Source organism: Pontibacillus halophilus JSM 076056 = DSM 19796, assembly GCF_000425205.1.
Lineage (GTDB): Bacteria > Bacillota > Bacilli > Bacillales > BH030062 > Pontibacillus_A > Pontibacillus_A halophilus.
In genome coordinates this window covers 150,097-173,760 of the sequence record NZ_AULI01000007.1, presented here as the reverse complement: position 1 = coordinate 173,760, position 23,664 = coordinate 150,097, and the positions used below count along the sequence as shown (strand labels likewise).

Genomic DNA, 23,664 nt, shown 5'->3' with positions numbered 1-23,664 from the left:
GAAGTACTTAACCAGTTTGGTCAAGATTCGCTATTAAGTCTTTCACTGACACCTCATTTCGAATTTAAGCAAATAGCTTAAGTCTAAACAAGAAACAGTGGCTGTCGACCCGCTCCTTGTTGCCTTCACTAGTATTATGGCTCGGTAGCGTTCTTTATATGCATTCTTTTTTCATCTTTTTTGGTAAAAGCGGGTGGGGGATGATAAAATCTGTAGTAATGAAGCGAGAGAGAGGGAGACATATGGAATCACTATTACATATAGATAGCCTGGTTGGTGGCTATACGAACAAGAACGTGCTTCATGGTGTTTCATTTGACGTGAAGCGCGGTGAGATTGTTGGATTGATTGGTTTAAACGGTGCTGGTAAGAGTACAACCATCAAGCATATCATCGGCTTAATGCAAGCGAAGAAAGGCTCTGTCTCTATAAATGGGAAGACCTTTCAAGAAAATCCAGAGGGTTACCGGAGTGAACTTGGCTATATTCCTGAGATGCCTGTTCTCTATGATGAATTAACACTCCATGAACATTTACGATTAACAGCGATGGCTTATGGATTAAGTGAAGACGTATTCCAGCAACGCCTCAAGCCTTTATTGAAGGAGTTTCGTTTAGAGAAGAAGTTGAATTTCTTCCCGGTTCATTTCTCTAAAGGGATGCGTCAGAAGGTCATGATTATGTGTGCCTTCCTTGTTGAACCATCCCTATATATTGTAGACGAACCATTTGTAGGGTTAGACCCGCTCGGAATTCAGTCTTACCTTCAGCTCATGAATGAAATGAAAGAAAATGGAGCGGGAATCCTCATGTCCACGCATATCTTAGCAACGGCGGAACGTTATTGTGACCGACTTGTCATCTTGCATGATGGTGAGGTAAGAGCCAAGGGGACGCTTGAAGAGCTACGTCTGGAATTCAACATGCCGGATGCAACTCTTGATGACATCTATGTGCAGCTTACAAAGGAAGATGACCATGATTGATCCGAAAGAGCTGTGGAGAACAAGACTATCCGCTCATATGAGGGAGACGGGTAGATATTTGAGGCTCATGCTAAATGACCACCTTGTATTTGCCCTCTTTTTCTTCTTTGTCCTGTTTACGTACTTTTATGGGCAATGGCTACAGGACATTCCTGAGAATTTCCCAGGCACGATTCTTATGGCAGTTGTCATTGGAATCTTTGTGACGTTCACTCCGTTACGCACGATGCTAAAGGAAGCGGATCTTGTCTTTCTATTGCCGACAGAACACCGATTAGGGACTTTTTTTAGGAATGGGTTGCTATACACCTATGCCGCTACGATTTACCCCGTTATCTTAGTGACAGCGTTATTCGCTCCACTCCATTTCGCGCTTTATCCTGACCGCCCGCGCGAAATGTTCATTGGGTTTATTAGTGCGCTTCTTATCTTCAAAGCGTGGAATTTACTATCACATTGGTGGGAACTGAACAGTCGTAATTTATACGGCGAGTGGGTTGACCGTGGAATTCGCTACGTGCTGACCACGTCCTCCTTGTTCTTTATCCTAAGCAATCAGTGGGTGTTCGCAGCCATTACGACGATCTTGTTGTTTGCCTTTATGATGTATGCCTATGTTCAGGCGAAACAAAATAAAGGCGTCGCTTGGGATGTGCTGATTGAGAAAGAGCAGGCACGGATGCAGTCGTTCTACCGATTTGCGAATTTATTTACCGATGTACCGCACTTGAAGCAGCCTGTGAAAAAGCGGGCATGGATTACGCCGATTGTTAAACGAGGCGTTTCGTTTAAACAATCTGCGACGTATGACTATTTATTCCGGATTACATTCGCTAGAAGTGATTATTTAGGACTGTACATGAGACTCCTGTTCATTGGAGTGGCGCTTGTAGCGTGGGCGCCAAACGTGTGGGCGAAAATTGTATTTGCCCTTATCTTCCTCTATTTAAGTGGATTCCAAATGGTGCCGCTCTGGTCACACCATGAGCATTTAGAGTGGTCATCGTTGTATCCAATCACAAAGGAACAGAAGAAAGCAGCAATAAAGCGCTGGTTATTCCAGCTCCTTCTTGTGAAGACATTCTTGCTAAGCCTAGCTTTCCTTGTTGGATTCCACTGGGTTGGTATTCCGATTGTATGGATAGCAGGAGCTGTGATTAGCTATGTGCTCGTGTATCTTTATTTACCAAGAAGAATCGCATGATAGAGAAGCCCTTTCCAGTGTGGAGAGGGCTTTTTGTACTATACATCGTAGAATGAAGTAAATGCACGAACTGGTTTACGTATAAAGGAGAGAAATGGATGGAAGAGGCTCAAGCAAGACAAGAAGCATTGGCCTATGGGAAGCGATTAGACAAGCGGGCATCAAGGTTTCAACGTACATCAAAGCAATGGCAGAACAGGGTGACGAAACGAATTCCAGACCGAATTCATCGAGTCGTAACAGATAGTATCCGAAACATGATGGAACTTTCGCTAACTTCATCCAGATACGTGTATCGGATTGAATTAGACCCGGAGCGTACGTTTCAAGAGAAAGAAGCACTTGTGGAGGAGAGACTCAAAACGTATAAACGAACGGCTATGATTCAGGGAGCTGGTTCGGGGGCAGGTGGTCTTGTCATTGGAATGACGGATTTCCCACTACTGTTAGGTATTAAGATGAAGTTTCTTTTTGATGTTGCACAGATATATGGATTTGACGTTCATCGGAAAGAGGAACGAATGTTTCTCTTGCACATCTTTATGATGGCTTTCTCGGAGAGGGAAAAGCAACGCGAGGTCTACTATCTACTCAAGAATTGGAATGAGGAGGAATCGATTGATGTGGATTGGAGGCAACTACAGCAACAGTACCGTGATTCCCTAGACCTGGCAAAGCTTCTGCAATTCTTACCGGGGTTTGGCGCAATTGTTGGTGCTGTTGTGAACCCACGTCTTATGGATACATTAGCGGAAGCGGCGATGACCGGATACCGCCTCCGCTTATTGACTTAGTTCTCTTCCTGGTAACGCATGTATGCGTGGAATAGCGTTTTCGCGCTAATTGGCAAAGCGCGCTCATCCAAGTCGAATTTCGGGTGGTGGTGAGGATAGGCATGACCTTCCTTCTGTGCACCCGTGAAATAGAAGGCTCCAGGGCGTTCCAGTAAGTAGTAAGAGAAATCTTCTCCTGTCATGACAGGGGATACGTAACGTGCCTCCTCTACACCAGGCGTTTCAGCTGCAGATTCAATAACGAGAGCTGCTTCTTTCTCATGATTGACGACAGGTGGATAGCCCTTCAAGTAGTCGAACGTATACGTGCAGTCATTCATCGCGCAAATCCCTTTGATTTGCTTCTCCATTTCTACAATGATTAAATCTTGTGTCTGCTCATTAAATGTACGAACCGTACCTGTTAGGCTAGCAGAGTCTGCGATGACATTGAACGTCGTACCCGCTTGGAACGTCCCTACCGTTAAGACGGCTTCCTCTAGTGGGTCAACTTTCCGGCTGACAATTTGTTGGAGCGAAGTGACGAGCTGGGAGCCAATGACGAGCGCATCTTTAGTTTGATGGGGTTGGGCACCGTGTCCGCCAACTCCTTGGATTGTAATCTCGAACCGGTCTGCTCCTGCGAAGAATTTCGTCGGAGCTGTCTCGATGGCGCCTACAGGTGTGTTGGACCATAAGTGAGTACCAAATACCGCGTCCACTCCTTCTAACGCACCATCTTCAATCATTGGCTTGGCACCACCAGGAGCATATTCTTCTGCATGCTGATGAAGAAAGAGGATGGTACCAGGAAGTTCGTCTTGATACGGGACGAGCGCTTTGGCGAGACAGAGTAAGGACGCGGTGTGCCCGTCGTGGCCACATGCGTGCATCACACCTGGTACCGTTGATTTATACGGTACCTCCTTCTCATCTTGAATAGGCAACGCGTCGAAATCGGCTCGAAGCGCGACCGTCTTGCCGGGTTTGCCACCTTTCAATGTGGCGATCACTCCATTCCCTCCAACTTGACTTCGGTAAGGTAGGCCGAGCCGGTCATAATAGTCAGTTATGTACTGAGCCGTCTTCTCCTCATGGAATGAAACTTCAGGGTGCTGGTGCAAGTACCGACGTATCTCTACCATTTCTTCGTATAACGAGTCCACATCTTTGAAGATTTGTTGCAACATACACGATCCCTCCCTTTTTGGAAAAGTATAGCATTTATGGCGCAAGGTTTCGAATGTGGGACAAGAAACCTGTCCCCCTGTCCCAGTAAAAAAAGCCCCTCATTCTGAATGAGGGGCTTTCTTCACTTTATTGTAGACGAGGGTCCGCTAGTAGACGGTCCATCTCTTCCATATGGTGCGTTTCATCTGCAATCATGTCATCAAGTTTAACGACAAGCTCTGTATAACCAAGTTCTTCAGCTTGAGAGCGACGTTCTTCATAACGTTTGATTGTGTCGTATTCGTTGCGGCGTGCTTCTTCAAGCATATCCTTCACATCTGTAAGCTGTTTAACCTCTGCAGGTGTTGTTGTAGGAGTGCCGCCTAGCGTTTTAATCTTCTCAGAAAGGTAAAGGGCATGTCCTTGTTCGTCGCCAATTTCACCTTCAAAGAATGGTTTTAATACTTGATAGTAAAGTCCTTGTACAGTAGCTGCGTAATACGTGTACATGATGCTTGCTGCGTATTCGTGTGCAAGGTCTGTGTTGAGTCCTTCAATTAACTGTTCTACTTTTTGATCCATCAGTATTCACCCCTAACAAAAAATTTCACATCTATACGATACCCTGCGAAACTTTTTCTAAACATCATAAGGGGATTAGGATACACTTTATTCGGGAGGAGAATGTCATGAACGGTTTGAAGTGGAAAGAAAACAAATAGTCCCGAGGATCGGACGCTTGTTCTAATTGCGTGACTCATTGTGGTTAGATTAACATCGGAAGCGAATTGTAGTGAGATGTCACTTAGTGATTGGTTCATTGTATTCCATTGCCTCTAAACGAAGACTACTCGTCTTAGCTACAATTAGTTGGAGTGTGCTCTTAGGCGGTAGCCGATATTTCTTGCAAGCTCACTATGTATCTGATGTATTCGCTGGTTTCGCTTATGGCTACCTCTTTCTTGTGGGATGGGTGAATCTCTACATAGTTGTAACTCAACGAACCATCATGACACCATTTGATAAATCGACACACACATAGCTCGGGATTTCCTTTATACTGAAGGATAGGTTGGGGGTGTCCGGATGAAGAGGATAGAGAATCTATTATTGGTTGCTTGGGGGCAAGCCCTTATTGCAACGCTTGGGAGTTTATTTTTCTCTGAAATTATGAAATTTGTACCGTGTGAACTTTGCTGGTTCCAACGGGTACTCATGTATCCACTCGTGGTCATCTACGGCCTTGCCGTCGCCAAGAAAGATGCCCGCATCGCATATTCAGGGTTGTTCATGAGTGGAATAGGAATTTTAGTTGCGGTCTATCATTACGGTGTGCAGAAGCTTCCGGCTTTACAAGAAACAGGCGGGGCATGTGGAATTATTCCATGTACCACTCAATTTATCAATTACGGTGGCTTTATTACGATTCCATTCCTGTCATTACTTGCCTTTACGGTAATCTTCCTTACACACCTTGTATTACTTCGTACAATAAAGGAGAGTTCTTAATATGAAGAAAATGATTATCATTGGAGCCGTTATTGTCCTTCTTCTAGGGACATTAATTACAGTCGTTCAACTACAGAATCGTCAGGCGTCTGAAGGAAATCCTTATGAGAAAGATAACCTTCACCCAGAAACGGTCGATCAATTAGATGATGAGAATTACGACAATCAAATCTTGCCGCGTGAATTAAATGAAAAGATTAACAATGGGGAAGACTTGACTGTATACTTCTATAGCCCAACATGCATCCACTGCCAGAACACAACACCAATCCTTGCACCTTTAGCAGAAGATATGGGTGTGGATATGAAGAAGCTAAACTTGCTTGAATTTGAAAATGCGTGGGGTGAGTATGGGATTGAAAGTACGCCAACACTTGTTCATTATGAAGATGGGGAAGAAGTAAAGCGTATTGTTGGGTCTCAGCCAGAGGAGAATTTCGAGGCATTCTTTAACGAGTATGTATTGGATGAAACAAAATAGGGGTCTTATTCGTATAATAAAGTCGGACAGGTTATTCCTGTCCGACTTTTTATTGTGTTGAACTCATATGATACTTTGTAAGGTAGGAAGGACCTGCAATGTAAGAAGGCTTTTCCTTGCTTTGTGGTCCGTTGTTGCGATGTGCCTTCTGGAAGGCCTGGGATTCTTTCCAATCAAGAAAGCTCAACTCATCTTTCCATTGAGTAAAGACGACATACGTTTGGTCCCCACCAGTTGGACGAAGAATTCGGATTGCCTGGAAGCCAGGTGTGTCTTCAATGGCGCCAGCACGATTCTTAAACCGGTCTTCAAAGATTGGACGACCTTCATCTGTGACTGGGATGTTGTTTAACACAACGTACCCTTCTTGTTTGAGCTCATTCACATGGTCGACCACTTCGTATGTAAGTGGCTCCTGGAATGGGTTGTTGTCCCCTTCGTAGTAGGCAAGTGCTCCGTCTTCATTCTGCATGAGCCAAATGGATTCAGAAGCGTTCGCTTGAAGCTTACTCAAGTAATCGGTAGTCCCTTTCGTCATATAAACATTCATCGTAACGACTCCTTTCTGTAACGTAAGTGTAGCAAGCTAGAATTGGAAAAAGCAAGCTAGAAGGTAGTTTGAATACGATCATTTAGCACAACTTCATAGAGGTGAACTAGAAATGAATTGGAAATCATGGATTGAACGTTTGCCAGACTGGATGAAATCCAAGCAGGCAAAATGGATATATATTGGAATCGCATCCTTTCTGCTACTTCTCATAATTGGTTATAATCTGTTACTGCTAGGCGGCAAGATGATTGTCGATGAGCGGAAATTCGTATTAGATACAGCTTCCACCATTGAAACTAAAGACGGGGAAACGCTGACGAAGATGTATCAAGAGAATCGGACAATTGTGGAGCTAAATGAAATACCTGAACACGTGCAACAAGCTTTCATCGCGGTAGAAGATGGAGACTTCTATAAGCATAGTGGGGTGGATTTGACTTCCACGAGTCGAGCTTTAATCAAGGACATTATTGCCATGGAGAAAGCGGAGGGCGGTAGTACGATTACCCAACAATTAGTAAAGAACCTCTTCTTAACGAATGACAAGACGTGGACGCGTAAGTTCAAGGAAGTCATGGCTGCATTATATGTCGACAAGACTCTTTCGAAAGATGAAATCATGCAATATTATCTAAATACCATTTATTTCGGAAACGGCGTGTATGGCATTGAAGCAGCCTCTCGTTATTATTTCAACGAATCCATAAGTGAGGTGTCGATTTCTCAAGGCGCGCTACTTGCTGCAATGCCGAAGGGACCAAACTATTATGACCCTCTCGATCATCCAGAGCGTGCCAAAGACCGAAGAAACATCGTGTTAAACCGAATGCATGATGAGGGGATGCTCTCTGCTGAACAGGTTGTAAAGTATTCACGGAGCGACCTAAATACAGAGCACGTATCCCAGTCAGAACGTCCTTGGCTTGATAGCTATGTAGACCTTGTTGTGAAAGAAGCGAGTGATACGTATCAATTGAGCGAGGAAGAACTGCTGCAAGGCGGGTATCGAATTGTTGTCGGAGTAGATGAGGCTGCTCAAAGGCTTTCCTACGACATGATGAAGAATGGGGATTACTTCCCTGGCACAAGCGAGCGTGTCCAAGGATCATTTCTTCTAATGGACGACCAATCCGGAGAAATTGTAGCAGCTCATGGCGGTCGAAACTATGAGCGTGGTGACCTTAACCGCGTGAACGTAAAGCGTCAGCCAGGGTCTACAATGAAGCCCTTGGCCGTTTATGGGCCTGCACTGGAACAAGAAGAATACGAGCCATATAGTCTCTTGACCGATGAGAAAGCGACGTATAACTCGTACACACCAACCAACTATGACGGCCGATATGCAGGACAAATTTCCTTATACAAATCCCTGCAACTTTCAAAGAATGCTTCAACCATTTGGTTGTTGAATGAGATGGGGCTATCCTACTCAAAGGACTATCTTAGTAAGCTCGGAATTGATGTAGGAGACCAAGGCTTGGCCATTGGACTTGGAGGTTTGGAAAATGGTGTAACACCGGTTGATCTTGTTCGTTCCTATCGTACGTTCAATCATGGGGGTAAGATGATTGAACCCCATACCATCGTAGAAATCTATGACCAGAATGGTGAGTTGGTTGAGGTGTTTGACGAGGAGCAGCAGGAAGTGTTTACGTCGCAGACAGCTTGGAACATGACTCGGATGCTCGAAAATGTCGTAGCAGAAGGGACGGCATCAGCCGGAACCTATGAGAAAGCGTTAGCAGGTAAAACAGGCTCAACCCAGCACCCTAACGTGGAGGGAGCTACAAAGGATGCATGGTTCGTTGGCTATACCCCTTCCTACGTTGGATCCGTATGGATGGGATATGATCGAACAACCAACGAAGATTATTTAACTCGAGGCAGTTCGTACCCTACAACGTTTATGAAGGATTTCTTAACCGAATACGACAAGCAAACTGACCTCACCACTGCCTTCACGAAACCAGATGGCGTACAGGACCTAGAGCCACCAATCAACCTCCCAGTGCTAGACGATGTGCGCAGTGAAGTTAGATTTGGAGCGTTCTCGTTCTTATCTGCACGACTTACGTGGTCCCCATCAAGTGACGAGCGGGTAGAGTATCGAATCTATAAAGAACAAGACGGGAAAGACGATGAACTGGTCGATGCCGTCACAGGGCAAGGAGTATATACGCTAGACCGTGTACCTGTCTTTAGCGAAGCTCGATACTACGTTGTTCCGTATGACCGTCTTACTGAGTTGGAAGGCCAACCATCAAATATAGTAGACGTTCGATTCTCGCTACGTAATTAACTGATTAGGGAAAGCCTAGAGTTATCCTGAAAAGGTACAAGAAGGCTACCATGAATGTATGGATGCCCGTTGTAAAGAGAAATAACGTATGTTTATAGCGATAGTCGCAGATCAGATTTAATAGTTGTTTACTACAGTCGACCCGAATTTACGGGCATATCAGATACCCCACAGTGATTCGTACTCACTGTGGGGTATCTGCATTACTATTCTTATAATAGGGGGGATTACTTTAATGTTAAGAGTTTCAGATATACTCCTGAAAATATTAGTGATTTTAATGCTTATCCTAATGGTTGTGGCGAACCGTGTAGTTGAATTTCTTGAATACGATCTAGTATTTCTTGGTTTCGTGGTAGTAGTTATAGCGAGTTCTATGGTCCATCATAAAGTTAAAAACAATAAGGGCTAGCAATATTGATTTGCTAGCCCTTGTTGTGTGTACTGCCTATTCGTTTGTTGTGTAGGTTTTGTCTGCTCAGCTATCATTAGAATTACTAATCATTCAATTAGATTGATGTTTGGGTGATAGCTAATCCAGGTTCGCCTGTGGGATAGGATAGTGAACGAACGTTCTTGTGTAGATTCTCACATCTTCGGAAAGGGTGGTAGCTTTTGTGTCTAGCTTCGGTGCGCAGTGGTCTAGCGGGCCTCCTCCGCTTTTCAGGGTGTCCAGCTGCAGGGGGCAGGTACTACGGACATAAGCGATTCAACTCCGTGAAGGAAGGGCACTTCACTGCGCAGCCTTGCTTATGCCTGACGGGTCTAACCGCCCCCTTGCGCTTTTCGTGTCTAGCTTCGGTCCGCAGCCACTACGGACATAAGACAATCAATTCCGTGGGGAAAAGGCACCCCACTGCATTGCTTGTCTTATGCCTGACCAAGCCGCTTCTGCTTTTCGTGGTGTCTAGCTGCAGGGGGCAGGTACTACGGACATAAGCGATTCAACTCCGTGAAGGAAGGGCACTTCACTGCGTTGCTTCGCTTATGCCTTCCGTACCTAACCGCCCCCTTCCGCTTTTCGGGGGTAATTCCAACAATTTATTGACTTTCGTCCTTTCTGACTATACATGTGGTATAGAAATCGTTATATTGGTGGAAGAGTACATATTGGAACGAATTGAAAGGTGAGACGTTATGACAACTCCATTTAATGACACAATGCTTAAAGCGATTCGAGGGGAGGAGGCGGGTCATGTTCCTGTTTGGTTTATGCGGCAGGCTGGTCGGTCTCAACCTGAGTATCGGAAGTTAAAGGAAAAGTATTCCTTATTTGAGATTACGCATCAGCCGGAGCTGTGTGCGTATGTGACGCGGTTGCCTGTTGAGCAATATGATGTGGATGCGGCTGTCTTGTATAAGGATATTATGTCTCCATTACCTGCGCTTGGGGTCGATGTAGAGATTAGAAAAGGGGTTGGGCCGGTTATCCATAACCCAATTCGATCTAAGCACGATGTGGAGAAGTTGGGTGAGATTGACCCAGAGGCGGATGTGCCTTACGTATTGGATACGATTAAATTGTTAACACAAGAGCAACTGAATGTGCCTCTAATTGGTTTCACAGGTGCGCCGTTTACTTTGGCGAGCTATATGATTGAAGGAGGACCTTCAAAGAATTACAACAAGACGAAGGCGATGATGTATAGTGAACCGGAAGCTTGGTTCATGTTGATGGATAAGCTTGCAAATATGGCGATTCGTTACGTGAAGTCTCAAATTGCGGCTGGGGCGAAGGTGATTCAAGTATTTGACTCTTGGGTTGGTAATCTAAATGTAGAAGACTATCGTTTCTATATTAAACCGACGATGGAACGTATCTTCGAAGCGCTTCGTCCAGAAGGGGTTCCGCTTATCATGTTTGGTGTGGGTGCTGGCCACTTAACGAAAGAGTGGAGTGAGCTGCCGCTTGATGTAGTTGGACTGGATTGGCGTACGACGATTCGCGATGCTCGCGGCATGGGAATAAAGAAAGCACTACAAGGGAACCTAGACCCTGCCATTCTATTATCGGATTGGGATACGATTGAATCTCGTGTCAAAGCGATTCTTGACCAAGGTATGGAACAGCCGAACTACGTGTTTAACTTAGGTCACGGAGTGGTACCTGAAATCAAACCAGAGACGTTAAGAAAAGTAACAGAACTGGTTCATACGTATTCGAAGAGATCCTAGCACTAGTCGATACTAAACTTTGAAGTAGAGGTGGATAACATGGCAAAGAAAACAATGGGATTGCTTGTTATGGCATATGGTACACCATACAAAGAGGAAGATTTGGAGCGTTTTTACACACATATTCGTCGGGGAAGACAGCCTTCTCAGGAAGCATTAGATGAGTTGCGAGAGCGTTATGACGCAATTGGAGGCATCTCTCCCCTAGCTCGAATTACTCAAGAGCAGGCAGAAGCCTTACGTGACCGTCTAAATGCGGACCAGGATGAATACGAATTCAAATTATACTTAGGTCTTAAACACATTGATCCATTTATTGAAGATGCCGTGAAGCAAATGGCTGAAGATGGCGTTGAAGAAGCGGTCTCAATCGTATTAGCTCCTCATTATTCTACCTTTAGTGTGAAATCGTACAACGGTCGTGCGAAAGAAGAGGCAGAGAAATATGGGGTAACGACGATTACATCCGTTGAGAGCTGGTATGATGAGCCAGGCTTTATCCAGTACTGGACAGAACATATTCGTAAAGAGTATGAGAAGATGTCGAAAGAAGAATATGAGAAGGCAGTATTGGTCGTTTCTGCTCACAGTCTTCCAGAGAAGATTATTCAAAATGGCGACCCTTACCCTGAACAGCTGAAGACAACAGCAGACTTAATTGCCGACCAACTGCAAATACAAAATTATGCCATCGGTTGGCAAAGTGAAGGGAATACACCAGACCCTTGGATTGGGCCAGATGTGCAAGATTTAACACGTGACCTATACAACGAGAAGGGCTATCGTACGTTCGTCTATGCTCCAGTAGGTTTTGTATCCGATCACTTAGAGGTTCTTTATGACAATGACTACGAATGTAAGGTTGTCTGTGACGAACTAGGCGCAAGCTATTATCGTCCAGAGATGCCGAACACGCATCCGTTATTTATCGAAACATTGGCGAAAGTCGTACTCAATCAAGCAAAAAGCAGGGGATAACGATGACTGAACGCACAATCGCAATTGTTGGCGGTGGCATAACAGGGCTTGCCACTGCCTATTACCTTCAAAAATACATAAAAGAGCAACAGCTTCCGTACCGCATTCAATTGTTAGAATCAAGCAAGGAACTCGGTGGCTTTCTTAAAACGGAAGAGCGAGACGGTTTCACAATCGAGCGCGGACCAGATTCTTTGATTGCAAGAAAGCCAAGTTCATTCCGACTCATTGAAGAAGTCGGATTATCCGACACGGTTGTCGGCAATGCCACTGGGCAATCTTACATTCTCGCAAATGGAAAGCTTAATAAGATGCCAAGAGGCTCTTACATGGGGATTCCAGTTCAGGTACGACCGTTTCTGTTTTCTGGCCTCTTTAGTATGAAAGGGAAGTTGCGGGCTGGAATGGATTTCGTGAAACCACGTGGTAAGGAAACTGGTGACCAATCTCTTGGCTTATTCTTCAGAAAGAGACTAGGAGATGAAGTGGTAGAGAACTTAATTGAACCGCTCCTTTCAGGTATTTACTCTGGAGATATTGACCAGCTTAGTCTCATGTCAACGTTCCCGAACTTCTATCAACTAGAGCAGGAACATGGCAGTTTAATTAAAGGCTTGAAGACGATGGTTCCTAAACAACCGAAACAAAAGAAAAAGCCAAGCGTCTTCCGTACGTTGACAGGTGGAATGAGTTCACTCGTGAACGCAATCGAGGAACGGCTTGATGAGGGAACGGTACGCTTCGAGACGGGTGTAGACCACATACAACGTAAAGAAGCAGGGTACCATCTTCTATTGACGGACGGAACCGTTCTTAAAGCGGATAGTGTTGTCGTTACAACGCCGCATAAAGAAACGGAACGGATGCTATCCCAGTATGACTTCCTGTCCCCGTTCAAAGAGATGCCCGCAACATCTGTTGCGAACGTAGCGATGGCATTTGACCAGTCCGCCATCAAGGAAGACATTGATGGAACTGGTTTCGTTGTATCGAGAAATGAAGACTACCGAATTACAGCGTGTACGTGGACCCACAAGAAATGGCCTCACACAACACCTGACGGGAAGGCTCTATTACGCGTATACGTTGGGAAACCTTCTGATCAAGAGATTGTAAACGCATCAGATGAAGAAATCCAACGCGTCGTTCTCAATGATCTGAACAAGGTGATGAACATTGAAGGAGAGCCAGAATTCTCCCTTATTACACGTTGGAAGGAATCAAGAGCCCAATATACAGTAGGCCACCGTGAGAGAATGGAAACGATTCGAGAAGAAATGCGATCGCAGTTGCCGGGCGTGTATCTAGCTGGTGCTTCCTTTGATGGCCTCGGAGTCCCAGATTGCATCGACCAAGGAGAAGCTGCTGTACAATCGGTATTGGCGTATCTTCAACAATAGTAGAACATAGAGAAGACCAAGTTCACGTATGACCTGAACTTGGTCTTTTTTCATTTCTGTCGATTGGTCCACTACGAACGAAAGTAAATGGGTGAAAGATTCTCTATTATTGTGTGAGAAGGTTCATCATGATGCACGCAATGAGGACAACGATGGTGTGGGCATGCTTGTGACCTAATGCTCTCATCCATACACGCAATAATGCAGATATTATAGATTTAACTTTATTTATGATACACCGACATGTATCAGTCATTAAGGTTACCTGTGTAATGAGGGTTTTGCTATAATTAAACAATTAAAGGAAAAGTAGGTGGGGAGATGGGGGTTTTTGGGGGTAGGAAGGGTTTCAATAAAGCAAATACTAATCCACTAACAGAATTGCGTATCGTCTTAGGGAGCGGGGCGGACCTAATGGCTGACGCCATAAAAAATAAAGTGCACACCGAAATTGATAAAATGGAATACATATTTGAGACAAAACCAAACGGAATCAGGCGTCCATATAAGCTCTCCAATATTGCGCAAACAGCGGGAATGGAATACCTAAGACCAGGGCAAATACTCGGTGTCAGACGGTACATAGGACATATTATTCATTACGGTGTTTATATTGGAATGCGGGAGGTCATCCACTTCTCAAGTCCGAGTGATATTAAGAACAATACGATTATCCAAACCACGATGGACGATTTCCTTAAAGGCGAAGAATATTTCTTTGTTGCAAATGTGGAGAAAAGTCTAAAGTTCGGGAATCTCTATACACCTGAAGAGGCAGTATGGAGAGCCAAGTCCGAGCTTGGAAAAAAAGACTACCATCTCTTATTAAACAATTGTGAGCATTTTGCATTCTGGTGTAGAACTGGTCGCAGTTTCTCGGACCAGGACGGGCAATTCATAAATCTCAAAGGGATTAAGACAAAATCAGATTACCTCTTAAATGATATGGATATACCCAAAACGTTGATAAAGGTAAGTGGCTTTTCAAGTGAAAAAAGACGTAATAAATAGAATAGAAACCTGAGTGAAGTTATTAATTCTTTTGGAATACTGAGTTTCGGGTGGAATGGTCGTATGGAAAGACACTGAGTATGATTGTCTTAAGACAACGGAGTCTTAGTCGCACTCTTCATCCCGTTCTTTCTCTACAATTAAACGTTAGGATGGTTACCTGGAAAACAAAAAGGTTAATAAATGACAGACTATTGTATAAAAAATCCAGAAAGTGGTTGAAAGTCTCTTGATAACCTAGTAAACTGAATCTATGAAAACGATTTCAAAACGGAAGTTACAACAAGGGGGATGTAGCATGCCGACCATTGAGGATGTGGCTAAGCAGGCTGGGCTTTCTCGTACGACGGTTTCACGTGTGATTAATGATCAGCCGTACGTAGCCGAGGAGAAACGACAACGAGTGAAGGAAGCTATGGATCTACTGGGGTACGTGCCGAACTCTTCAGCTCGTCGATTGCGAAATCAAAAGACGGAAACCATTGCGATACTACTACCGAACATAACCAATCCTTTCTTTTCACACCTGATTGAAGCGATGGAAATTAAGGCGTCTGCGTGGGGGTACCGCGTAATTATCTGTCAAACACATGAGGATGAGAAGAAAGAATTGGATTATTTGGAGTTGCTACGCACGAAGCAAGTGGACGGGGTCATTATGACTGCCGTTCGAAACGAGTGGTCTAAGATTAAACCTTACTTAACGTATGGTCCTATTGTTCTTTGTAACGAGAATGTGCGCGGTGCCAATTTGCCCGTTGTCTATGTCGACCATGAGCAGGCAGCCTATGAGGCAACGCGTCATTTAATTCAGCAAGGATGTCGTCACTTGGCGTACTTAAGCGGGGGAAATGATAGCATAGTGGCTCAAAATCGACAAAAAGGTTTTTTGAAAGCGCTTAACCAATCGGGGTTATCGCCTGTATTGGATGAGAAGATGGAAGGAGCTTATACCATTGATCACGGTCGGGACGTGCTGCACTCGCTTGTCCAGCACCATCCAAATGTAGATGGAGTGTTCACGGGGTCAGATGAAGTGGCTGCTGGAATGATTCATGAAGCGAAGCAGTTAGGCTTGCGTGTACCAGATGATCTTGCTGTTGTGGGATTTGATAATCAGGCGATATCGCTGCTTATGAGTCCATCCATCACAACAGTCGAACAACCTGTCACGGAGATGGGAGAGCATTGCGTAGAGACACTTGTCCACTATATTGAGCATCCATCTGTCTTATTTAGGCAAGAGATCGTGTTCAGGCACCAACTGCTCGTCCGGGATTCGACACAGCAGCGCGTCACAATGATTTCTTAAGTCTCACCAACCAAGGTGGGGCTTTTTTTATGCGTTGAACGACCGCTTTCCTTGTTTTGTTTAAATTGAGGAGGGGAAGCCTAAGGTACAGGAGGTGTGACGTTTATGCGGAATGATAAGGGAATGGATGAGGGGCAGCTTCAAGAGAAACTGGAGAAGGGAAAGAGATTCTACTCTTCTGAGAAATTCTGGGGCAAAGTACGAAGGTATGGCAAGAAAGCGGGCGGCTCTGTCGTGTACAGCGTCCTCTTGCTTTACTACACCCTACAAAAACCAGAAGTACCAAAGAAAACGAAAGCTACAATTATCGGTGCGCTCGGGTACTTTATTCTTCCCCTTGATTTAATCCCAGATGTGGCTGCTGGTGTAGGGTATACAGATGATCTAACCGTGATCGGTGCGGCATTGATTCAAGTTGCTATGTATATCGACGAGGAGACGAAGGAAAAGGCGAAAGAGAAGTTGAGTGATTGGTTCGGTGGTCATGCAGATACGACTGCCATTGACCAGCAGCTTCTTCAAGAGACAGACGATGAGTGATCTGTTGTAATACAGATGGCCGTCTGTACATAAATACATCCCCAGCATGTAATGGTGGGGATGTGAACGTTTGGAGTTCTTATTTCTGTTGTGTGAGGTTTATTGAAGTGGTTTCTGTGGGTGTTAGCGTGCTGGATGATTACATTTTTCGCAGAGGTTGGAGTAGCAATCCGCTTGTTCATTAATGTCTGTGCCACAATCGGAACATTTCTTCTTCGGAAGACTTTTGAAAAATTCGAGTGCGCTTTGCAACATGTGAATCCCTCCAAATGTTTGATTGGTTGATTATGGTATCATTGTATTATAACAGGACGATAAAAGCAACAGTTTGTTTTATAACAACTTGTACTTTTTTTGAAAGGGTGAGTGAGATGAAATTTACAGTAAACGGATTCTGGGGTGGCTATCCTGGTGCAGGGGAAGCGACGTCAAGTTATTTAGTAGAGAAGGATGGATTTACACTCATGATTGATTGCGGGAGTGGAGCGCTGTCCCGGTTACAGGAGCGTAAATCCATCATGGATCTCGATGCGGTTCTCATTACCCATTACCACTTCGACCATGTAGCCGATATTGGTCCGCTCCAGTATGCACACAAGGTACAAAACGCCATAGGAGGAACAGAGAAGGTGCTGCCTATATATGGGCACCAAGAAGATGAGGCAGGCTTCGATAGCTTAACGCACGACTATACAGAGGGGATCTCATATGATCCTTCAAGCGAGCTTAGGGTTGGTCCATTCACTGTGACGTTTATGAAGACAAACCACCCCGTTCCTTGTTACGCCACACGGATCACAGATGGAGAATCAGTGATTGTATTTACAGCAGACTCGAGCTACAAGGACAGTTTCATCCCATTCTCAGAAGGTGCCGATTTACTTGTAACTGACTGTAATTTCTATAAAGGCATGGATGGTTCAAAGCCTGGGCATATGACAAGTGAAGAGGTTGGTCATATTGCGAATCAAGCTCAAGTTGGGGAGTTATGGATTAGTCACTTGCCGCACTTTGGTGAAGTGAGTCAGCTGAAGACAGAAGCAAGTGAACAGTTTTCGGGTGAGGTTAAAGTAGCGTATGAAGGGCTTCAATGGATGTCAAGAAGTAAATAATGGTAAGGATTATTTTGGGTAGAAAGTTTGAATAGGGGCACCTATTGGATTAAAATAGAATCGTACTAAGAAGGAGGAATAAACGATGCTATTATTCGTCGATCATGAGGGGATTCATGATCCACGCATTAACCTTGCCATTGAGGAATACGTGTTGAAGAATCTCCCAATTGATAATAATAATACATATCTCCTCTTCTATATAAATGAGCCTTCCATCATTATTGGGAAGAACCAGAACACGATAGAGGAGATCAATACAGATTATGTTGAGGACAACGGCATTCACGTTGTTCGTCGTCTCTCTGGTGGAGGAGCTGTCTACCACGACCTTGGAAACTTGAACTTTAGCTTTCTAACGAAGGATGATGGGAATAGCTTTCATGACTTCGCTAAGTTCACAAAGCCCGTAACCGATGCGTTGAAGAAGCTTGGTGTGACAGCTGAACTTTCAGGTCGTAACGACATTGTGCTTGAAGATGGGCGTAAGATTTCCGGGAATGCGCAATTCTCTACAAAGGGACGTATGTTTAGCCATGGGACGCTAATGTTCGACTCTGAAATTGAGAACGTTGTCTCCGCATTGAAAGTAAAATCGGAGAAAATCCGCTCCAAAGGAATCAAGTCCATTCGCAGTCGTGTGGCGAACGTGTCTGAATATCTAGATGAGAAGATTTCCATGCAGGAGTTCAAGGAACTGATCCTTCGCTATATCTTTGATGTTGAATCTGTAGAAGATGTACCACAGTACAAGCTTTCAGAGAGCGATTGGAAGGAAGTCTATCGTCTGTCTGAAGAACGCTATCAAACGTGGGAATGGAACTACGGAAAGTCTCCATCCTCAAACATTCAGCACTCCCATCGCTTTGATGCAGGTACGGTGGATGTGCGTCTTGATGTGAAGAAGGGTGAAATCCAAAATGCTAAGATTTACGGAGATTTCTTCGGCGTTGGGGATGTGAAGGATATTGAAGACCGTCTAATTGGTGCCCGCTATGATCGAAGCGCAATTGCTGACGCCATTTCAGATCTCGATATCTCTCACTACCTAGGTAAAATTACACGAGATGAGTTCTTACAGCTTATCTATTAAGAAGATGATTGAACAAGGATGCCCACGGCATCCTTGTTTTTGTATAGTCAATGAATGTCGATTTATTGGGATAACAGTTGCTCAATAATTGTCTGTATTTTATAATAATTATGAACGTTATTATGTAGTGAATGATTATTCATTCATAAGGGAGGATGAAGGATGAACATTAGCGATCAGCTGTCCAAAACGGCATCGCTCCATCCAACTAAGCCGGCTTATATCTTTCAGGATAAAGAGACGAGCTATATGGAATTGGACATGTCCGTAACGAAGTTTGCTTCTGGACTCGAGTCGCTAGGTCTTACAAAGGGGGATCACATTGCGCTTGTGGCTGGCAATAGCCCGCATTACATTATCGGGCTTTACGGTGCGTTACGATTAGGTCTGACGGTTATACCAGTCAACCCAATTTATACGGCCGATGAGCTAACGTATATTCTAAACAACGCAGATGTGAAAGCAGTCATCACGATGGACCTACTGATGGAGAAATTCGATGCGATGGACGCAGCATTAACGGGGGTTATGCATTACATCGTAGGAGAAACAGGTCAACAAGGGATGAATGTGAAAGGTGAAGTACGAAGTAAAATGAAAACGTTTACAGATGTTGTGGCTGCCAGTGAGGACTCATTTAAGCGCCCAGAGCTTCAGAAGGAAGACTTGGCTGTCATTCTGTACACGTCTGGGACGACTGGAAAGCCAAAAGGTGCCATGCTCACGCACCGCAACATTTTCTCCAATGCGAAAGATGTTGCCGATTATTTACAAATGCAAGAAGAGGATCGTACGATTGCCGCTTTACCAATGTTCCATGTGTTTTGTTTAACTGTTTCATTGAATGCACCGTTAATGAACGGGGGGACGGTCATCATCGTACCGAAATTCTCACCTCAAGAAGTGTTTCGGATAGGGAGGGAACTTAACCCAACCATCTTTGCTGGCGTTCCGACAATGTACAATTATTTAATCCAAACGAACAATGGGAATGAGGGAGACTTCGAAACGATTCGCCTGTGCATATCAGGTGGCGCATCTATGCCAGTGGCACTGTTAGAAGCATTCGAACAGACGTTTAACGTTGTGGTGTCTGAAGGGTATGGTCTTTCTGAAGCCGCTCCTGTCACATGTTTCAATCCAACGGACCGTCCTCGTAAGGCAGGATCTATTGGACAAAGTATTTGGAATGTTGAGAACCGTGTTGTTGACGAGTTTGGAGAAACGGTTCCAGTGGGTGAAGTTGGTGAACTTTCGGTACGTGGTCCGAATGTGATGGAAGGCTATTACAAGCTCCCTGAAGAAACTGCCGTAACAATTAAAGATGGATGGCTCTATACAGGCGATATGGCGCGTATGGACGAAGATGGCTACTTCTACATAGTAGACCGAAAGAAAGATATGATCCTCGTAGGTGGGTACAATGTGTACCCAAGGGAGGTTGAAGAAGTGCTGTACGCCCATCCGAATGTGACAGAAGTCGCAGTGGTCGGCATACCAGACCCGAATACAGGAGAAGCCGTTCATGCGTTTGTAGTCACATCTGAGGAAACGAACGAGGATGAACTGCTTCAGTATTGTGCGGAACACTTGGCGAAATACAAAGTTCCTGTTTCTCTAGATTACCTAGAGGAGCTGCCGAAGAACACAACCGGTAAAATATTGAGGAAGAATTTGCGGAGTCGCGTTAATCAAGCCTAATACCACAAGGGTCGCTTGCAACGGCCCTTTTCTCTTTTTTGCGTTTTTCCGAACTTGTTTGATTAAAATGAGAACTGAGATCAGCCTTCTAGCAAAGTTATATAGATAATAGTATTCACATTATACTTTGGAAACAATAATGAATTCAGAAAGCTTAGTATTTCGATGTGAATTGAAATCATTCCTATAGAAATGGGTAATTAGGTTTATGTTAGAGGATAAAAAAGTTAGATGAGGAATACTATGTATGTTATATTGATATAACATATGGTGTGGTTAGGAATGAAAGGAATACATTAGGAGAGCTGTTTTCCCCTTAAAAAAACCTCAATATCAAGGCTTTTGGAAATATGATACATAGACGCAAAAAGTTGCGTCATACCGCAAAGTCTTTTCGGTGACGTTTTCAGAAGATTATATTAAAATAAGACTCAAGACTTAAGTAACCAACCCAATCTTGTTGGGGGTGCTAACTTAGTCTTCCGTTATCTAAGCATTCTTAAATGGTTAGATAGGTGAGCAAGTAGTGTTCACCGAATTAATTCCCTCACTCAAAAGTTAACCAGTCGTCTCTTTTGGCCAATGCTCATGCATTGGCTCTTTTTTTATTTGTTCACAGTGATCAGCAACTACAAGGTACGTCAACGATCTTAGATTGAGGGGAAGGGAACCTTCATTGGCAGTGTTCTAATGATCTTCGTCTTCCACCAGTACATAAAGAACCCCAGTCCGATTAAACGTTCGGGCTGGGGTTCTTTGCTTATCGTTTCTTATATGTGACCATGTGTTCCTCTTCTGTGATGAAGTAGTCTCGATTTGGGCGTTCAGGTAGAAGGTGATGGCTTTCGAGTTTGTAGAAGCTCACCTTCCGATACGGATCGCCTTCAATGACTGGGAGTTCCTTCGTTTGCATGATGTATTTGTCGACCGCTTGTTGAATCAGGTCCAGTTCAACGGCCAGGTCGTAATCCTTCTCCTCAAATAACTCATACGTTTCTTTCGACATGTAGAAGGTGTTCGTTGGCACCGCTTTCAAATAGGGGGCGAGTAGCTCGTGGTTAAGTGTTAAATCGTGATTAATGACCGTACCCATTTCAACCCCTTGTGGCAAGTGGTCACTAAATGCCCGGAGCGCATCGCGCACTTCATGGAGGCTGACTTCACGATTGGGCCACGATGGAACGTCCGCTGATTCTGTTTTCTTCTTTCGTTTCCACCACATAAGTAATCTCCTTTCGTATGAGTAAATTTACCAGTTTGGTATAAGCTAAGAAGAACATGTGTAAGGAGGGAGACGTATGGACAATCTCGCCTATGAATTAGAGTTGAATACCATTTTAAATCCGGATTTCGGGATGGATGATCGTGGGTGTTCGTTTCATTGCCATGATTATCAGGAGGATTTGAAGGATGAATGGCTAGGTATGTCTAGTATAACAAAGCTATAATGCGAAGCTGAACGATTTTTGGAAAATCGTTCATTTATAGATGGAGAAAGAATTTTATGTGGGATTTTCACACCTTTTCTGTAAGAATGGAAAGAAGCAAGACTATACTCCATGGAAAAAGGTGATCTTATTTGGTTCATATGCTTCGAAATTATGAATTGTCGCCCTACACGCTAGCAATCCTTCCGGCTGAACTTGAAGGTGTCAACGGTGCTTCTGAAGTTCTCGAGGAAGAAGGAAATCATTATGTAAGAGCAACGCCGAAAACGTTGGTCGATCGCTCCTGCCGATATTTTGGGTCGAGCTTGAAGGGAAGACAAGATGGAACAAAGGACGTATGCGGCATTACGCACAAGGCCCCGATTGTGATTGACCCAACGAGCGGCATGTATTTCTTCCCGACTACTTCTCCTCAGAATAGTGATTGCGCCTGGATTTCTCATTCCCACATTTCCTCAACAAAGAAAATGCCTGATCAACGGACTTTACTTACGTTCACAAATGGCACAGCCATTCAATTGCCCGTGTCACATGGGTCGATTCTAAACCAAATTCAGCGAACGGCTCAGTTTCGCTTCCAATTAAACGAACGGTTGCAGGCGTACCAGCGGGTAAACCACGACCGTGTCGCAGAACACTTCTCCTAATTACCCACTCTTCGTATACCCATCGTACCGCTGCATCACTTTCCGCATGAGTTCATAGAAGATATTCTCCACATTTTTCTTAATCGCAGGGTTAAAGTAGTTGCGCTTTTCTTCATACCCACGAACCGTAAAGAGGTATGAGGTGAACGAGTCACTTTTATTTAGCAAGATGACATGTAGTTGCTTTTTGTTCATGGCTTCTTTAACGTATCGACGCTCGGCTTTTCCTTTTTGGTCCATTTTACGCAGTAATTCTACGTAAGGCTCCTTTAGCTTGAAGGAACCTTGTTCGATGGTTTGGATGTCCTGGCGGATGACAACGAGGGCCATGGAAAGAAATAAGTATCGAGTCGCTAGTTCCCGCTCCTCTTCATTTAGATACTGCATTTCATTTCCCTCCTAACAATATACGAACACTTGTTCTATTATACCCCATTACTATGAGAATACAAACGAATAAAGAACAGAAACTTTTGGAAAGGTGTACAACAGGACGTGTGGGATGGGATAGGCAAAGGGAATACTTTCTATTACAATGAGAGAAGATTCCGTTTGTTAGTTAGGAGAACGAGCCGATGAACTTGACAGATCTTACGTTTCAGGATTTGAAGAGAATGTTTGAGAATGATACATTGGATGATTTTTTTCTTGATTTGCTCGATCAATATGCGCAGTTAGGTCCCATCCCTGGTATCTTGTTGCCGTTTCTGGAAGCGTTTCTTCCGTTTCTGCCGCTATTTGCGTTTGTGCTTGGGAACTCCCTTGCCTATGGGTTGTTCTTTGGCTTTCTCTATTCGTGGATTGGGGCGGCTGCGGGGGCATTTGTTGTATTCCTGTTCATACGGCGAGTTGGCGATTGGCGATTTATGAAATTTATTCGTGAGCATAAGCGGGTTCGAAAGGTGACAGCCTGGCTTGAACGTCATGGATTCGGCCCACTGTTCCTATTAATGTGCTTCCCGTTCTCTCCGTCGGCTATCATTAACGTTGTAGCAGGTTTATCTAAGGTGAGTGTGCAACAGTTTATGCTTGCGGTGGTTATGGGGAAAGCCGTGATGATCTTCACGATTGCGTTTGTGGGACATAGCATTACGGAGTTTACGGCTCATCCTGTACGTACACTTATTGTAGGGATTTGCATTCTACTCTTCTGGGTTGTTGGGAAATACATTGAACAACGATTAAAGGTTCGGACAGAGGAGCGAGAGCACGTAAGGGATTAAGGTCTCTCGAATCTGGGTAAAATGGTGGTAGAACTTCATACGGAGGAGA

The 23,664-nt window shown here is 44.3% G+C and carries 25 protein-coding genes; 19 read left to right on the top strand and 6 right to left on the bottom strand.

Annotated elements, in window-relative coordinates:
* The first annotated feature begins 242 nt into the window (after window positions 1-242).
* From H513_RS0107990 to H513_RS0107980, 3 genes are all read left to right on the top strand, one after another.
* Window positions 243-986, top strand: coding sequence for an ABC transporter ATP-binding protein (locus H513_RS0107990; protein ID WP_026800275.1), 744 nt, complete (start codon window positions 243-245; stop codon window positions 984-986).
* Window positions 979-2,190 (top strand): ABC transporter permease, encoded by a 1,212-nt coding sequence (locus H513_RS0107985; RefSeq protein WP_026800274.1) that lies wholly within the window; start codon window positions 979-981, stop codon window positions 2,188-2,190. The genes H513_RS0107990 and H513_RS0107985 overlap by 8 nt, the downstream gene beginning before the upstream one ends.
* A 98-nt stretch (window positions 2,191-2,288) precedes the next feature.
* Window positions 2,289-2,984: an EcsC family protein gene (locus H513_RS0107980; RefSeq protein WP_026800273.1), complete on the top strand. Its 696-nt coding sequence runs from the start codon at window positions 2,289-2,291 to the stop codon at window positions 2,982-2,984.
* On the opposite strand, the gene H513_RS0107975 is transcribed toward H513_RS0107980, so the two are convergent.
* Both H513_RS0107975 and H513_RS0107970 read right to left on the bottom strand, forming a co-directional pair.
* Window positions 2,981-4,153 carry a M20 metallopeptidase family protein gene (locus tag H513_RS0107975; RefSeq protein WP_026800272.1) on the bottom strand — a complete coding sequence of 391 codons (1,173 nt, stop codon included), beginning with the start codon at window positions 4,151-4,153 and terminating at the stop codon, window positions 2,981-2,983. The genes H513_RS0107980 and H513_RS0107975 overlap by 4 nt on opposite strands.
* Window positions 4,154-4,280: 127 nt before the next feature.
* Window positions 4,281-4,715 (bottom strand): ferritin-like domain-containing protein, encoded by a 435-nt coding sequence (locus H513_RS0107970; protein ID WP_026800271.1) that lies wholly within the window; start codon window positions 4,713-4,715, stop codon window positions 4,281-4,283.
* A 211-nt stretch (window positions 4,716-4,926) separates the two neighbouring features.
* Here H513_RS0107970 and H513_RS0107960 point away from each other — a divergent pair, with 211 nt between their 5' ends.
* From H513_RS0107960 to H513_RS0107950, 3 genes are read left to right on the top strand one after another with little or no spacing between them, the layout of a single operon-like run.
* Window positions 4,927-5,175: a phosphatase PAP2 family protein gene (locus H513_RS0107960; protein WP_161625296.1), complete on the top strand. Its 249-nt coding sequence runs from the start codon at window positions 4,927-4,929 to the stop codon at window positions 5,173-5,175.
* A gap of 44 nt (window positions 5,176-5,219) precedes the next feature.
* The gene (locus H513_RS0107955) at window positions 5,220-5,642 is read left to right on the top strand and encodes a disulfide oxidoreductase (RefSeq protein WP_026800268.1); all 423 of its coding nucleotides are present in this window, start codon (window positions 5,220-5,222) and stop codon (window positions 5,640-5,642) included.
* A 1-nt stretch (window position 5,643) separates the two neighbouring features.
* The gene (locus H513_RS0107950; RefSeq protein ID WP_026800267.1) at window positions 5,644-6,123 is read left to right on the top strand and encodes a thioredoxin family protein; all 480 of its coding nucleotides are present in this window, start codon (window positions 5,644-5,646) and stop codon (window positions 6,121-6,123) included.
* A 49-nt stretch (window positions 6,124-6,172) separates the two neighbouring features.
* On the opposite strand, the gene H513_RS0107945 is transcribed toward H513_RS0107950, so the two are convergent.
* Window positions 6,173-6,673 (bottom strand): antibiotic biosynthesis monooxygenase family protein, encoded by a 501-nt coding sequence (locus tag H513_RS0107945; RefSeq protein ID WP_026800266.1) that lies wholly within the window; start codon window positions 6,671-6,673, stop codon window positions 6,173-6,175.
* Between the two features lie 112 nt (window positions 6,674-6,785).
* Between H513_RS0107945 and H513_RS0107940 the strand changes: the two genes are divergently transcribed.
* From H513_RS0107940 to H513_RS0107905, 7 genes are all read left to right on the top strand, one after another.
* Window positions 6,786-8,975, top strand: coding sequence for a transglycosylase domain-containing protein (locus H513_RS0107940; protein WP_231572082.1), 2,190 nt, complete (start codon window positions 6,786-6,788; stop codon window positions 8,973-8,975).
* Window positions 8,976-10,112: 1,137 nt separating this feature from the next.
* Entirely contained in the window at window positions 10,113-11,150 is a 1,038-nt protein-coding gene (hemE, locus tag H513_RS0107930; protein ID WP_026800264.1) for a uroporphyrinogen decarboxylase, read from the top strand.
* 39 nt (window positions 11,151-11,189) lie between these two features.
* A complete protein-coding gene (gene hemH, locus H513_RS0107925; protein WP_026800263.1) occupies window positions 11,190-12,128 on the top strand; it encodes a ferrochelatase in 939 nt (312 codons plus the stop codon).
* Window positions 12,125-13,528, top strand: coding sequence for a protoporphyrinogen oxidase (hemY, locus tag H513_RS0107920; RefSeq protein ID WP_154655208.1), 1,404 nt, complete (start codon window positions 12,125-12,127; stop codon window positions 13,526-13,528). The genes hemH and hemY overlap by 4 nt, the downstream gene beginning before the upstream one ends.
* A gap of 321 nt (window positions 13,529-13,849) precedes the next feature.
* Window positions 13,850-14,539, top strand: a complete 690-nt coding sequence (locus H513_RS20845) for a lecithin retinol acyltransferase family protein (RefSeq protein WP_051239790.1) — start codon at window positions 13,850-13,852, stop codon at window positions 14,537-14,539.
* A gap of 298 nt (window positions 14,540-14,837) precedes the next feature.
* Complete coding sequence (locus tag H513_RS0107910) at window positions 14,838-15,851, top strand: LacI family DNA-binding transcriptional regulator (protein ID WP_026800261.1); 1,014 nt, start codon at window positions 14,838-14,840, stop codon at window positions 15,849-15,851.
* Window positions 15,852-15,974: 123 nt separating this feature from the next.
* Window positions 15,975-16,391 carry a YkvA family protein gene (locus H513_RS0107905; RefSeq protein ID WP_026800260.1) on the top strand — a complete coding sequence of 139 codons (417 nt, stop codon included), beginning with the start codon at window positions 15,975-15,977 and terminating at the stop codon, window positions 16,389-16,391.
* A gap of 123 nt (window positions 16,392-16,514) precedes the next feature.
* On the opposite strand, the gene yhfH is transcribed toward H513_RS0107905, so the two are convergent.
* Window positions 16,515-16,646, bottom strand: a complete 132-nt coding sequence (gene yhfH / locus H513_RS21195; RefSeq protein ID WP_081658219.1) for a protein YhfH — start codon at window positions 16,644-16,646, stop codon at window positions 16,515-16,517.
* 116 nt (window positions 16,647-16,762) lie between these two features.
* Between yhfH and H513_RS0107900 the strand changes: the two genes are divergently transcribed.
* The 3 genes from H513_RS0107900 to H513_RS0107890 all read left to right on the top strand — a co-directional run bounded on the left by H513_RS0107900 (window position 16,763) and on the right by H513_RS0107890 (window position 20,297).
* Entirely contained in the window at window positions 16,763-17,503 is a 741-nt protein-coding gene (locus H513_RS0107900; protein ID WP_026800259.1) for an MBL fold metallo-hydrolase, read from the top strand.
* 85 nt (window positions 17,504-17,588) lie between these two features.
* On the top strand, window positions 17,589-18,596 hold the full coding sequence (locus H513_RS0107895; protein ID WP_026800258.1) for a lipoate--protein ligase: 1,008 nt from the start codon (window positions 17,589-17,591) through the stop codon (window positions 18,594-18,596).
* Between the two features lie 162 nt (window positions 18,597-18,758).
* Window positions 18,759-20,297, top strand: coding sequence for a fatty acid--CoA ligase family protein (locus H513_RS0107890; protein WP_026800257.1), 1,539 nt, complete (start codon window positions 18,759-18,761; stop codon window positions 20,295-20,297).
* 760 nt (window positions 20,298-21,057) lie between these two features.
* Here the strand turns inward: H513_RS0107890 and H513_RS0107885 are convergent.
* Window positions 21,058-21,519: a DUF3939 domain-containing protein gene (locus H513_RS0107885; RefSeq protein WP_026800256.1), complete on the bottom strand. Its 462-nt coding sequence runs from the start codon at window positions 21,517-21,519 to the stop codon at window positions 21,058-21,060.
* 76 nt (window positions 21,520-21,595) lie between these two features.
* Between H513_RS0107885 and H513_RS21540 the strand changes: the two genes are divergently transcribed.
* Window positions 21,596-21,745 (top strand): hypothetical protein, encoded by a 150-nt coding sequence (locus H513_RS21540; RefSeq protein ID WP_154655207.1) that lies wholly within the window; start codon window positions 21,596-21,598, stop codon window positions 21,743-21,745.
* A 140-nt stretch (window positions 21,746-21,885) separates the two neighbouring features.
* Complete coding sequence (locus H513_RS0107875) at window positions 21,886-22,392, top strand: competence protein ComK (protein ID WP_026800255.1); 507 nt, start codon at window positions 21,886-21,888, stop codon at window positions 22,390-22,392.
* Here the strand turns inward: H513_RS0107875 and H513_RS19815 are convergent, their stop codons facing one another.
* Entirely contained in the window at window positions 22,393-22,779 is a 387-nt protein-coding gene (locus H513_RS19815; RefSeq protein ID WP_036769513.1) for a YhjD family protein, read from the bottom strand.
* Window positions 22,780-22,967: 188 nt separating this feature from the next.
* Here H513_RS19815 and H513_RS0107865 point away from each other — a divergent pair, with 188 nt between their 5' ends.
* On the top strand, window positions 22,968-23,615 hold the full coding sequence (locus H513_RS0107865; RefSeq protein ID WP_026800254.1) for a TVP38/TMEM64 family protein: 648 nt from the start codon (window positions 22,968-22,970) through the stop codon (window positions 23,613-23,615).
* Window positions 23,616-23,664: the final 49 nt, after the last annotated feature.